The following is a 13204-nucleotide window of genomic DNA, read 5'->3' on the forward strand; positions in this document are numbered from 1 at the left end:
TGCGGCGTCGCTCTCGCTTCCCGTAGTTTCCCGGATGACCTTGCGTAGCGTTCGCCGGACTAACTGCCGCACGTCGCGGTCAAGTCTTGTCGAAGGTGGCGAGAAACGCGCATATTTGTGCACCCGCTGTCATGAATCATCCCTAATATCTTGAAGATGCGCGTTTTATTGTCGTTTGACGAATTCCACTCCGGCTTAAAACGCGCTACAGGGGTCAGGGCACAGCGAAGCGCCGGCGGGGTTCGCCCGCGAGCCGTCGTCGCGGGATCGCAATTCGAGGTCTAGATGCTGGAAGCAATACGCAGGGCGATGGCGTTTCTGCGCCAGAAGCAAATCCTGCATCGGCTGGGTGTTGTCATCAGCATCGCCGTCATCGGCATCGCCTGCTACGTCCTCTATCATATGCTGCGCGGCATCGACACCAATGAGGTGCTCGAGGCCATCAAGAGCACCGAGCCGCGACAAATCGCGCTGGCGGGACTGTTCGTCGCAGCCGGCTACTTCACGCTGACCTTCTACGACCTGTTCGCGGTGCGCGCGATCGGTCACGCCCACGTGCCCTATCGCATCAATGCGCTCGCGGCGTTCACCTCCTATTCGATCGGCCACAATGTCGGCGCCAGCGTCTTCACCGGCGGCGCGGTGCGCTACCGGATCTATTCGGCCTGGCGATTGAACGCGATCGACGTCGCCAAGATCTGCTTTCTCGCCGGCCTGACCTTCTGGCTCGGCAATGCCGCCGTGCTCGGGCTCGGCATCGCCTATCATCCGGAAGCCGCAACCAACATCGACCAGCTGCCGCCCTGGCTCAACCGCACGCTCGCGTTCGGCATCATCATTGCGCTGGTCGCCTATGTGGTCTGGGTCTGGACCCAGCCGCGGGTGGTCGGCCGCGGTCCCTGGACGGTGACCCTGCCGGGCGGCCCGCTGACGCTGCTGCAGATCGCGATCGGCATCGTCGACCTCGGCTTCTGCGCGCTGGCGATGTACGTGCTGGTGCCGGACGAGCCCAATCTCGGCTTCGTCGTGGTCGCGGTGATCTTCGTGTCGGCGACCCTGCTCGGCTTCGCCAGCCACTCCCCCGGCGGGCTCGGGGTGTTCGACGCCGCCATGCTGGTCGGCCTCTGGCAGATGGACCGCGAGGACCTGCTCGGCGGTATGCTGTTGTTCCGGCTGCTCTACTATATTGCGCCGTTCGTCATATCTGTAATCTTGCTGACGTTTCGGGAGGTTATCGTCGGCGCCCGACTCAAACGGCTGCCGCAGACTGATTCGGGGCCCCGCACTGAGCCGCACCACGAGGCGGTTCTGGTTCGCAAGCGCGGTGACTCCGGGGTCTGATGACGCGGCCCGATGCCTCCCGAGGGACGGTCGATGTGACCGCGCCTGGGCGAGACATGAACCGACGGGAAGAAAGCCGCCGCAATGGCCATTGACGATACGCCGCATTCGATCTTCTCGCCCTGGCCCGACCGCTTGCGCCATTCCGCGCTGATCCTGCTTGCCGCAGCGCTGGCGTTGAGCGTGGTGGTCGCGCTCGGCGAGTTGTCGCTGGTGCGCGCCTGCGCGGTGTTCGTCTGCATCGCGGCCGCGGCGCTGGTGCCATGGCGGCTGCATGATGCCGGCACCTCGCGCGAGGATGTCCGCCACGGCAATCCGGTCGAGGCGACCGCCGTCAGCGCCGTCGTCGCCGGCATGCCGGACCCGGCCGTGCTGCTCGACCGCGCCGGCCGCGTCATCCATCTCAACACCGCCGCGGCGCAGCTTGCGCCGGCCCTGCGCAAGAACGAGCTGGCGCAATTTGCCCTGCGTTCGCCGGAGATTATCACTGCGTTGCGCGAGGCGATCGCGACCACCGAGCCGCGCCGCGCCACCTACTCCGACCACGTTCCGGTCGATCGCTGGATGGAACTGGTGATCACGCCGGTGCCGGTGCCGACCCAGTTCGGCGGCACCGAGAAATGCATGCTGATGACCTTCCACGATCTGACCCCGCTGCGCCGGGTCGAGGAGATGCGCGCCGATTTCGTCGCCAATGCCAGCCATGAGCTGCGCACGCCGCTTGCCGCCTTGTCCGGCTTCATCGACACGCTGCAGGGGCCGGCGCGCGAGGACGCGCGGGCGCGCGAGCGCTTCCTCGGCATCATGCACACCCAGGCCACCCGCATGGCGCGGCTGATCGACGACCTGCTGTCGCTGTCGCGGGTCGAGTTGTCGGCCCATGTGCGGCCCGAGGCGTCGATCGATATCGTGCCGATCATCCGCCAGGTGGCCGACGGGCTCGAGGCGCTGGCCAGCGAGCGCCAGGTCGAGATCGACGTCGACCTGCCGCCGACCCCGGTCACGATTGCGGGCGACCGCGAGGAACTGCTCCGCCTGTTCGAGAACCTGATCGAGAATGCCCTCAAATACGGCGCCTCGGGCGGCCGCGTCATAGTGTCGCTCCATCAGACCGTTTCGGGCGCATCGGGCGAGGGAAGTCCCGAAATCCGTGTCCTGGTACGGGATTTCGGCCCCGGCATCGCCCCGGAGCACCTGCCGCGGCTGACTGAGCGGTTCTACCGGGTGGACGTCGGCGACAGCCGCAACCAGGGCGGAACCGGCCTCGGATTATCGCTGGTGAAACATATTCTTAACCGTCATCGCGGGCGTCTTCTGATCGAGAGCGTGCCGAACAATGGCGCGACCTTTACCGCCTGTTTTCCCCGGCCGAAGGCCCCGTTGCCGACCCAAAGCTAAGCGTTTTCAGTCGCTTAGTACTGTCATCCAACTGTCATCCAACCTTCGTAAAAGCGGCACCGACCGCTCCTAGATGGACCGGCGTGGGCGCGATCGGGCGCAATTGGCGCTTCGCTCACAAGATGGAGACCACCCCATGAATTTCATCAAAGCAATCGTCGCTGCCGGCATGGTCGCCGCTTCGACGTCGGCCTTCGCTGCCGATATTACCGGCGCAGGCGCAACGTTCCCGTTCCCGATCTATTCGAAGTGGGCTGACGCCTACAAGAAGGAGACCGGCAATGGCCTGAACTATCAGTCGATCGGCTCCGGCGGCGGCATCAAGCAGATCCAGGCCAAGACGGTCACCTTCGGCGCGACCGACATGCCGCTCAAGGCCGAGCAGCTCGAGAAGGACGGCCTCGTCCAGTGGCCGATGGTGATGGGCGCGATCGTTCCGGTGGTGAATCTCGAGGGCGTGAAGCCCGGCGACATGGTGTTCGACGGCGAGACGCTCGCCAACATCTACCTCGGCAAGATCACCAAGTGGGACGATCCGGCGATCAAGAAGCTCAATCCGAATGTGAAGCTTCCCTCGGACGCGATCACGGTGGTTCGCCGCTCGGATGGGTCCGGCACCACATTCAACTTCACGAATTATCTCTCCAAGGTGAGCCCTGACTGGAAGAGCAAGGTCGGCGAAGGCACCGCGGTGGAATGGCCGACCGGCGTCGGCGCCAAGGGCAACGAGGGCGTCTCCGGCAACATCGGCCAGACCAAAAACTCGATCGGATATGTCGAGTATGCCTACGCCAAGCAGAACAAGCTGACTTACACCGGCATGGTCAACAAGGCTGGCAAGACGGTGCAGCCGACGGTCGAAGCGTTCCAGGCGGCCGCTTCCAACGCTGACTGGGCTCATGCGCCCGGCTATTACGTGATCCTGACCGACCAGCCCGGCGACAAGTCCTGGCCGATCACCGCGTCGACCTTTATCCTGATGCACAAGGAAGCGACGGATAAGGCGGCCTCCCAGGAAGCCATCAAGTTCTTCCGCTGGGCGTTCAAGAACGGCGCCAAGATGGCCGAAGAACTCGACTATATCCCGATGCCGGCCAATGTCATCCAGCAGATCGAGAAGACCTGGTCCTCGGACATCAAGAGCTAAGTCCGACGCTTTGAAACAACACCTGTGCCGCCTCCCAAGGGCGGCACAGGTCGAGCGATTAAGACCCGGGCTCCATCACCGCGGCAAGAAGCGCGGGGCGGGGTCCGGGTTCGCGCCCTGCGAGGCGCAACCGGAACGACGCCCGGCCAAATGCGTCAGTGAAGATCGCTTCGGGGCGTAGCGGTTTGCGTAGCTTTCACATGGTAATGAGGGGATTGGCGTGGCAGACATGGCTGTTCAGAGCGATGTGATGGAAGCCGCCGGACCTTACGATCGCGCCAAGGCCCTCAGCGCCTTCAAGCTCGGTGATCTCACCTTCTATTGGATCACCCGTATCTCGGCGATCTCGGTCCTGTTGATCCTCGGCGGCATCATCCTGTCGCTGGTCGCCGGCGCCTGGCCGGCGATGAAGGAATACGGCCTCGCCTTCCTCTGGACGCAGCGCTGGGCGCCCTCTGCCGATCCGCCGGTGCTCGGCGCGCTTGGCCCGATCTACGGCACCCTGATCACCTCGGTCATCGCGATGACGATCGCCATTCCGGTCGGCATCGGCATCGCCATCTTCCTCACCGAGCTGTGCCCGCAAATGCTGCGCCGCCCGATCGGCATCGCCATCGAGCTGCTCGCCGGCATTCCCTCGATCATCTACGGCATGTGGGGCTTCTTCGTGCTCGGCCCGTTCCTGGCCAACACGTTCCAGCCCTTCATGATCCGGATCTTCGAGGGCGTCCCGGTGCTGGGTGCGGTGTTCGCAGGTCCGCCGTCCTATCTCAGCCTGTTCAACGCCGCGCTGATCCTCGCCATCATGGTGCTGCCCTTCATCACCGCGATCTCGGTCGACGTGTTCAAGACCGTGCCGCCGGTACTGAAAGAGGCCGCCTACGGCATGGGCTGCACCACCTGGGAAGTCGTCCGCAGCGTCGTGATCCCCTACACCCGGGTCGGCGTGATTGGCGGCATCATGCTGGCGCTCGGCCGCGCGCTCGGCGAGACGATGGCGGTGACCTTCATCATCGGCAACTCGTTCCGCATCTCGTCGTCGATCTTCGCGCCGGGCACCACGATCTCGGCGGCGATCGCCTCCGAATTCGCCGAGAGCGACGGTCTGCACCAGTCCGGCCTGATCCTGCTCGGCCTCCTGCTGTTCGTGCTGACCTTCTTCGTGCTCGCCGGCGCCCGGCTGATGCTGATGCGGCTTGAAACGAAAGCGGGGAACTAGCGTCATGAACCCGATCTACAAATCCCGTCGCCGCAGCGACATCGTCATTCGCGCACTCTGTGTCGGCGCGGCGCTGTTCGGCGTCACCTGGCTGGCGCTGATCCTGATCACGCTGGTCTACAACGGCGTTGCCGGCCTCAGCGTGCAGCTGTTCACCCAGAACACGCCGCCGCCGGGCTCGACCGAAGGCGGCCTGCTCAATGCCATCGTCGGCTCGGTCATCATGACGGTGATCGGCGTCGGCATCGGGGCGCCGCTCGGCCTGTTCGCCGGCACCTACCTCGCCGAATACGGCAGGCACGACAAGCTCACCTCGGTGATCCGCTTCATCAACGACATCCTGCTCAGCGCGCCCTCGATCATCATCGGCCTGTTCATCTACGGTGCTGTGGTGGTGCCGATGCGTGGCTTCTCGGCGATCGCAGGCAGTCTAGCGCTCGCCGTGATCGTGATCCCGGTCGTGCTGCGCACCACCGAGGACATGCTGCTGCTGGTGCCCAATCCGCTGCGCGAGGCGGCCTCCGCGCTCGGCCTGCCGCGCTCGCTGGTGATCAAGCGGATCGCTTATCGTGCTGCGCGTAGCGGCTTGATCACCGGCGTGCTGCTGGCGACCGCCCGTGTCGCCGGCGAGACCGCGCCGCTGCTGTTCACCGCGCTGTCTAACCAGTTTTTCAGCTGGGACTTGACCAAGACGATGGCCAACCTGCCGGTGACCATCAACAATTTCGTGCAGAGCCCCTACGCCTACTGGAAAGAGCTGGCGTGGAGCGGCGCACTGCTGATCACATTCACCGTGCTCGCGCTGAATATCGGCGCGCGTATCCTTGGTGCCGAAAGGGCCGCAAAATGACCGAGCTCTCCGTTTCAACCAGTAACCCGAGCCACGTTGCACCGCATACGCCGCTGCCGGAAGCGCCGCCGAAAGTCACGGTGCGCAACCTCAATTTCTATTACGGCGAGCACCACGCGCTGAAGAACATCAACCTGACGCTGGGTACCAACCGCGTCACCGCGTTCATCGGTCCGTCCGGCTGCGGCAAGTCGACCCTGCTGCGGATATTCAACCGGATGTACGATCTCTATCCGGGCCAGCGCGCGGTCGGTCAGCTGATGCTGGACCAGACCAACATTCTCGATCCCAAGCTCGACCTCAATCTGCTGCGTGCGCGGGTCGGCATGGTGTTCCAGAAGCCGACGCCGTTCCCGATGACGATCTACGAGAACATCGCCTTCGGCATCCGCCTTTACGAGAAGATCTCGAAGTCCGAGATGGACGACCGGGTCGAGAAGGCGCTGCGCGGCGGCGCGCTGTGGAACGAGGTCAAGGACAAGCTGAACGCCTCCGGCCTGTCGCTTTCCGGCGGCCAGCAGCAGCGCCTGTGCATCGCGCGCACCGTGGCGGTGCGGCCCGAGGTGATCCTGTTCGACGAGCCGTGCTCCGCGCTCGATCCGATCTCGACCGCCAAGGTCGAGGAGCTGATCCAGGAGCTCTCCGAGGACTACACGATCGCGATCGTCACCCACAACATGCAGCAGGCGGCGCGCGTCTCCGACAAGACCGCCTTCATGTATCTCGGTGAGCTGATCGAGTTCGACGACACCAACAAGATCTTCACCTCGCCGAGCGATCGACGGACTCAGGATTACATCACCGGCCGGTTCGGCTGAGGAGATACAAGATGGCTTCTGAACATACCGCCAAGGCATTCGACAGCGACCTGCAGGAGTTGACCCGCCTGGTCGCCGAGATGGGCGGCCTCGTCGAACGGATGATCACCGAGTCGGTCGACGCGCTGATCCGTCGCGACGTCGCTCTCGGCAAGCGCGTGGTCGCCGCCGACATCGAGATCGACAATCTGCAGCGCGTCATCGAAGAGCGCGCAGTGCTGACGATCGCCCGCCGCCAGCCGATGGCGATCGACCTGCGTGAAATCGTCAGCGCGATGCGCGTGGCCACCGACCTCGAGCGGATCGGCGACCTCGCCAAGAACATGGGCAAGCGCGTCGCGGCGCTGGAAAGCGATTTCCAGCCGCTGAAGCTGATCCGCGGCCTGGAGCACATGACCGACCTCGTGCTGTCGCAGGTCAAGTCGGTGCTCGACGCCTATGCCGCGCACGACCTGCCGGCGGCGATGAACGTCTGGAAGGGCGACGAGGAGGTCGATGCGATCTGCACCTCGCTTTTCCGCGAGCTGCTGACCTACATGATGGAGGATCCGCGCAACATCTCGTTCTGCATCCATCTGATGTTCTGCGCCAAGAACATCGAGCGGATCGGCGATCACGCCACCAATATCGCCGAGACCGTGTTCTACATGATCGAGGGCCAGCAGATCACCGACAAGCGCCCGAAGGGCGACATGACCAATTTTGCCACCACTGTGCCGGGTACCTAGGACATGATCCGCGGGCGCGGAGCCGGATTGTCTTCACGACAAGTCGTTTCCGCGGGGATTATGCCCAGGAAAGTAAGCGTTTCGGTTTGCGTCTGGGCAACGGATCACCACAGAGAGAGAACTTAAACCGATGAGCGCACGCATTCTGGTAGTCGAAGACGAGGAAGCGCTGACGACACTGTTGCGCTACAACCTCGATGCGGAAGGCTACGATGTCGAAACGGTCGGGCGCGGCGACGATGCCGACACCCGCCTGAAGGAGCGCGTTCCCGACCTCGTGGTACTGGACTGGATGCTGCCGGGCCTGTCCGGCATCGAGCTGTGCCGCCGCCTGCGGGCGCGTCCCGAGACCAAGCAGCTTCCGATCATCATGCTCACCGCGCGCGGCGAGGAGAGCGAGCGCGTGCGCGGGCTTGCCACCGGCGCCGACGATTACATCGTCAAGCCGTTCTCGGTGCCGGAGCTCCTGGCGCGAGTGAAGGGCCTGCTGCGGCGGGCTAGCCCGGAGCGGCTGGCGACCGTGCTCACCTATGGCGATATCGAGCTCGACCGCGAGAAGCGCCGCGTGGCGCGCTCGGGACGTCCGATCGATCTCGGTCCGACCGAGTATCGGCTGCTCGAATTCTTCCTCGAGCATCCCGGCCGCGTGTTCAGCCGCGAGCAGCTGCTCGACAGCGTCTGGGGCCGCGACATCTATATCGATGAGCGTACCGTCGACGTGCATATCGGCCGCCTGCGCAAGCTGCTCAATCCGGGCCGCGAGCAGGATCCGATCCGCACCGTGCGCGGCGCCGGTTATGCGCTCGACGACCGCTTCGCCAAAGCCGAGCCGCAGCCGTAAGGCTGGCCGCCAATCGCAACAACGGTCCCGTCATTGCGAGCGTAGCGAAGCAATCCATCCTACCGCAAATGCGGAACGATGGATTGCTTCGTCGCTTCGCTCCTCGCAATGACGGCAACCACAAAAAAATCCCCGCTTTCGCGGGGATTTGCTTTTGCAGTCCAGGCAAGTTTCCCGAGTGCTACTTGATCTGTGGCTTCGCCGATGGCCGGCGGCGATCGGCGGCGGGCTGGTAGGCGACGCGCGAGTGATGCGCGCAATAGGGCAGGCCGGCGAGCGCCTTGCCGCCGCAGAAGAAGAATTCCGGGCTCGAGGGATCGCCGACCGGCCAGTGGCAGGTGGCCTCGTTGAGCTCGAGCAGCGACAGCCGCTGGCTCATCGGCACCACATTGTCGAAGGAGATCGGATCGGGCTCCATCTCGACCTCGAAGGCGTGCGCCAGCGCGGTGTTGCCGCGCGACACCGGGCGCGCCACCCGCATCATGTGCTGGGCGGGACGGGCCTTGCGCTGCCGCGGCGCAGCCGTGGAGGGCGCCTTGGCACGGCCGGAGAGGCCGAGCCGATGTACTTTGCCGATCACGGCGTTTCGCGTCACATTGCCAAGTTCCGCCGCGATCTGGCTGGCTGAGAGGCCGGATTCCCAGAGCTTCTTCAGCTGCTCGACGCGATCGTCGGACCAGGTCAATACAGTCATCGCATTCTTCCTTTCGCATGGCGCCGGCCACTCATCGGAGCGGCGCTGCGAGCCAATCTGGACAAATATCCCTGCGGCCAGAATCCCTTAGCCCTCGCCGGGCACGGTGTTGCGCCCGAACGTTTACGCGAGACACGAAGGCTACTTAGAGGGTCCAGTACTGCCGCACGAGATGTCGTACCCGACAGGCCAAACGCTACAATATGGCGTGACTCTGGCGCAAGAGTCCGCGGCCGTGCGTCCACATGTTCCCACAAAGTTAAGCATTGCTGTGAGGCTTTTCCACCGCACCGGAATGCTCCGGATTGCGCTAGTTTCGCATTGCAGGAAGGCCAGCAAAGGCTAGCTCCTGGCGATTGACACTTACCGGCCGCCGCATAGAATGACCCGCACGTGCCGCCCGCAAAGGCGGCCGTTTTGTTTTCCGAAGCTGGCGGTTGCTGCGTTGGCGTCAAGGCGCGCAGCAATTGACGGCTTCAAACCGGCAGTGAACGCCATGACCAACGCCTCGTCGCATCTGCTCCCCGTCTTCGCCCGGGTCGATCTCGGCTTCGAGCGCGGCGAGGGCGCCTGGCTGATCGCAACCAACGGCGACCGCTATCTCGATTTCACCTCGGGTGTCGCGGTGAACGCGCTCGGACATGCGCACCCGCATCTGGTCAAGGCGCTGCAGGAGCAGGCGACCAAGCTCTGGCACATGTCGAACCTGTTCAAGAGCCCGGACGGCGAGGTGCTGGCCGCGCGGCTGTGCGAGCAGAGCTTTGCCGACTTCGTGTTCTTCTGCAATTCCGGCGCCGAAGCGATGGAGGGCGTGATCAAGCTGGTCCGCCATCATCACTTCTCCAAGGGCCATCCCGAACGATACCGCATCATCACCTTCGAAGGCGCCTTCCATGGCCGCACGCTGGGCACGCTGGCTGCGACCGGCTCGGCGAAATATCTCGAGGGCTTCGGCCCGCCGATGGACGGCTTCGACCAGGTGCCGCACGGCGACATCGAGGCGGTGAAGAAGGCGATCGGCCCGCACACCGCCGGCATCCTGATCGAGCCGGTGCAGGGCGAGGGCGGCGTGCGCTCGGCGCCGCAGGCGTTCTTCAAAGCGCTGCGCGCGCTGTGCGACGAGCATGGCCTGCTGCTCGCGTTCGACGAGGTGCAGACCGGCATGGGCCGCACCGGCGAGCTGTTCGCCTACAAGCGCACCGGCGTCACGCCGGACGTAATGTCGTTGGCGAAGGCGCTCGGCGGTGGGTTCCCGATCGGCGCGGTGCTGGCGACCGCGCAGGCTGCGGCCGGCATGGCGCCGGGCTCGCACGGCTCGACTTTCGGCGGCAATCCGCTCGCGGTCGCCGCCGCCAATGCCGTGCTCGACGTCATGCTCAAGCCCGGCTTCTTCGAGCACGTGCAGAAGATGTCGCTGCTGCTCAAGCAGAAGCTCGCTTCCGTGGTCGACCGCTATCCCGGCGTGCTGTCGGAGGTGCGCGGCGAGGGCCTGTTGATCGGCGTCAAGGCGGTGGTGCCGTCGAGCGATCTGATCGCCGCGCTGCGCAACGAGAAGCTGCTCACCGTCGGCGCCGGCGACAATGTGGTGCGGTTCCTGGCGCCCCTGATCGTGACCGAGGCCGAGATCGACCAGTCGATCACAGCGCTCGAGCGCGCCTGCTCTGTGCTGTCAGCGCCGCAGCCGAAGAAGGCGGCTGGATAATGAGCAAGCCGGTCCGTCACTTCCTCGACATCAACGAGCTGCCGCTCGCCGAGCTGCGCAACATGCTCGAAGCCGGAGCCGCCATGAAGGCGAAGCTGAAGGCGCATGAGAAGGGCAGGAAGCCGCTCGAAGGCAAGACGCTGGCGATGATCTTCGAGCGCCCGTCGACCCGCACAAGGGTGTCGTTCGACGTCGGCATGCGCCAACTCGGCGGTGAATCCATCATGCTGACCGGCGCCGAGATGCAGCTCGGCCGCGGCGAGACCATCGCCGACACCGCGCGCGTGCTGTCGCGTTATGTCGATGCGATCATGATCCGCATCCTCAATCATGACGCGCTGCTCGAGCTCGCCGCTCACGCCACCGTGCCCGTCATCAACGGCCTGACCCGGCGTTCGCATCCCTGCCAGGTGATGGCCGACCTCATGACCTATGAGGAAAACCGCGGCTCGATCGAGGGCAAGACGGTGGCCTGGACCGGCGACGACAACAACGTGCTGGCCTCCTGGGCGCACGCCGCCGAGCGGTTCAAGTTCAATCTCAACATTGCGACCCCGCCGGAGCTCTCGCCGAAGAAGCCGATGCGGGACTGGATCAAGGCCACCGGCGCGCCGATCAGGCTCGGCACCGATCCGGAAGCCGCCGTGCGCGGCGCCGACTGCGTCGTCACCGACACCTGGGTGTCGATGGGCGACAAGGAGGGCGAGCACCGCCACAACGTGCTGAAGCCCTATCAGGTCAATGCCAAGCTGATGTCGCTCGCCAAGCCGGACGCGCTGTTCATGCACTGCCTGCCCGCGCATCGCGGCGAGGAGGTCACCGACGAGGTGATCGACGGCCCGCAATCCGTGGTGTTCGACGAGGCGGAAAACCGTCTGCATGCGCAAAAGGGCATCCTGGCCTGGTGTTTCGACACGGTCGCGTAATTGTAGGTCATTAACGTTGTCGTCCCGGGCAAGCGCAGCGCGACCCGGGACCCATATGTGGACGGCCCCCGTGGCACAAGAGCTTTCTGGGATTGATCGGATCGCTTGCATCCATATGTCCGGCCTGTTGAGTGCGATCGAATGAATCGCTGGCCAAGATGGTTTGCGCGATGCGAGTTCCAAACAACCACGCGACCTGTTGACGGCCGATGGGTCCCACGGATTGTCTCGCATCGTTGCTCGATCGATCGCTCCATCTGCTCTTGCAGCTCCGGTCGGTCGGTCGGCGAGCGAGCCCGCCGGCCGGCCAATCTGTTAAGCGGTACCCGTCGTAGCGGCATTCAGCCGTGCGGCGTCATAACTCTCACCCGTCACCATCAGCTTCCAGGCGATGCGCGCCACCTTGTTGGCAAGCGCTACGGCCGCAAGCTTCGGCGGCTTGCGCTTGATCAGCGCCAGTAGCCAGCGCGAGTGATGACCGCGTCCGCGCCTGGCCTGCTGGATCACCGCCGTGGCCCCGACGACCAGCAGACGGCGCAGGTCCTCATCGCCCGCCCGCGTGATCTTGCCAAGCCTGGTCTTGCCTGCGGTGGAGTGGTCCTTGGGCGTGAGGCCGAGCCAAGCCGCAAAGTGACGACCTGAGCGGAACGCGGCCGGATCAGGTGTCTTCATCACCAGCATCGTTGCAATGATCGGACCGATCGACGGAATCTGCGCCAGGCGCCGGCCCGTGGCATCGCCGCGGTGCCAGGCCATCAGCTTGGCCTCAACCGCCTCCAACTCGTCCTCGAGCCTGACGCACTCCCGGCCCAGCATGGCAAACAGCTCGCGCGCCAGAGCGGGAAGCGTCTCGTCCTGCGCGATCCGCGCCAGCAGCGGTTCGATCGCCTCCAGCCCCTTGGGCGCGATCAGGCCATACTCCGCCGCATGGCCGCGGATCGTGTTGGTCAATTGGGTGCGCCGGGCGATCAGTCCGTCGCGGACCCCCATCAGCATCAGCGCAGCCTGCTGCTCGGCGCTTTTCACCGGCACAAAGCGCATGCTCGGCCGGCTCATCGCCTCACACAGGCCTTCTGCGTCTCGCCCGTCATTCTTGTTCCGCATCACGTAGGGCTTCACCAATTGCGGTGCCATCAGCTTCACCTCATGGCCCAGCCTGGAAAGCTCTCGCGCCCAATATTGCGACGCCCCGCAGGCCTCCATCCCGATCACCGTCGGCGGCAATTTGGCGAAGAACTCCAGCACGAGTTTGCGCGAAAGCTTCTTGCGTAAGACCGGCTGCTCGGACGCATCAACCCCATGCAGCACAAAAATATGCTTCGACGTATCCATCCCAATGCGGATAATCTGGTTCACGGACGGCTCCCATGTCTGAGATTTGCAACAACCTCATTCTGGCACACTGATGCCGTAGGGGGCCGTCCACACCATCAACCATCGCTGCCAATTGTTGTGAAGGCTGGGGCCCCAGCTTGATGCAGCAACTGACATCGGTGGTTATGGGTCCCTGCTTTCGCAGGGACGACGGATAGACGGTTTT

The 13204-nt window shown here is 64.4% G+C and carries 12 protein-coding genes; 10 read left to right on the top strand and 2 right to left on the bottom strand.

The genetic code is table 11. From position 1 onward, the window contains the following. The first annotated feature begins 285 nt into the window (after positions 1 to 285). From ACVW1C_RS23305 to phoB, 8 genes are all read left to right on the top strand, one after another. Complete coding sequence (locus ACVW1C_RS23305) at positions 286 to 1341, top strand: UPF0104 family protein (RefSeq protein ID WP_456760409.1); 1056 nt, start codon at positions 286 to 288, stop codon at positions 1339 to 1341. Between the two features lie 84 nt (positions 1342 to 1425). Beyond that, positions 1426 to 2739 (top strand): ATP-binding protein, encoded by a 1314-nt coding sequence (locus tag ACVW1C_RS23310; RefSeq protein WP_456760410.1) that lies wholly within the window; start codon positions 1426 to 1428, stop codon positions 2737 to 2739. 136 nt (positions 2740 to 2875) lie between these two features. Further along, positions 2876 to 3886 (top strand): phosphate ABC transporter substrate-binding protein PstS, encoded by a 1011-nt coding sequence (gene pstS / locus ACVW1C_RS23315; protein WP_456760411.1) that lies wholly within the window; start codon positions 2876 to 2878, stop codon positions 3884 to 3886. A gap of 229 nt (positions 3887 to 4115) precedes the next feature. Further along, positions 4116 to 5105, top strand: a complete 990-nt coding sequence (pstC, locus tag ACVW1C_RS23320; protein ID WP_456760412.1) for a phosphate ABC transporter permease subunit PstC — start codon at positions 4116 to 4118, stop codon at positions 5103 to 5105. A 4-nt stretch (positions 5106 to 5109) separates the two neighbouring features. Further along, a complete protein-coding gene (pstA, locus tag ACVW1C_RS23325; protein WP_456760413.1) occupies positions 5110 to 5955 on the top strand; it encodes a phosphate ABC transporter permease PstA in 846 nt (281 codons plus the stop codon). Then, a complete protein-coding gene (gene pstB, locus ACVW1C_RS23330; RefSeq protein ID WP_456760414.1) occupies positions 5952 to 6773 on the top strand; it encodes a phosphate ABC transporter ATP-binding protein PstB in 822 nt (273 codons plus the stop codon). Before pstA ends, pstB begins: the two co-directional genes overlap by 4 nt. An 11-nt stretch (positions 6774 to 6784) precedes the next feature. Beyond that, the gene (gene phoU, locus ACVW1C_RS23335; RefSeq protein ID WP_050403109.1) at positions 6785 to 7501 is read left to right on the top strand and encodes a phosphate signaling complex protein PhoU; all 717 of its coding nucleotides are present in this window, start codon (positions 6785 to 6787) and stop codon (positions 7499 to 7501) included. Positions 7502 to 7631: 130 nt separating this feature from the next. Then, entirely contained in the window at positions 7632 to 8342 is a 711-nt protein-coding gene (gene phoB / locus ACVW1C_RS23340; RefSeq protein WP_016844067.1) for a phosphate regulon transcriptional regulator PhoB, read from the top strand. A 181-nt stretch (positions 8343 to 8523) separates the two neighbouring features. On the opposite strand, the gene ACVW1C_RS23345 is transcribed toward phoB, so the two are convergent. After that, positions 8524 to 9036, bottom strand: coding sequence for a GcrA family cell cycle regulator (locus ACVW1C_RS23345; protein WP_021076557.1), 513 nt, complete (start codon positions 9034 to 9036; stop codon positions 8524 to 8526). 496 nt (positions 9037 to 9532) lie between these two features. Between ACVW1C_RS23345 and ACVW1C_RS23350 the strand changes: the two genes are divergently transcribed. Together ACVW1C_RS23350 and argF are read left to right on the top strand one after the other, a co-directional pair. Beyond that, entirely contained in the window at positions 9533 to 10738 is a 1206-nt protein-coding gene (locus ACVW1C_RS23350; protein WP_456760415.1) for an acetylornithine transaminase, read from the top strand. Continuing rightward, positions 10738 to 11664, top strand: coding sequence for an ornithine carbamoyltransferase (gene argF / locus ACVW1C_RS23355; protein ID WP_456760416.1), 927 nt, complete (start codon positions 10738 to 10740; stop codon positions 11662 to 11664). The genes ACVW1C_RS23350 and argF overlap by 1 nt, the downstream gene beginning before the upstream one ends. Positions 11665 to 11979: 315 nt before the next feature. Here argF and ACVW1C_RS23360 read toward each other — a convergent pair whose 3' ends face one another. Beyond that, on the bottom strand, positions 11980 to 13020 hold the full coding sequence (locus ACVW1C_RS23360) for an IS110 family RNA-guided transposase (RefSeq protein ID WP_456759367.1): 1041 nt from the start codon (positions 13018 to 13020) through the stop codon (positions 11980 to 11982). Positions 13021 to 13204 lie beyond the last annotated feature (184 nt).

The organism is Bradyrhizobium sp. USDA 4011, assembly GCF_054063415.1.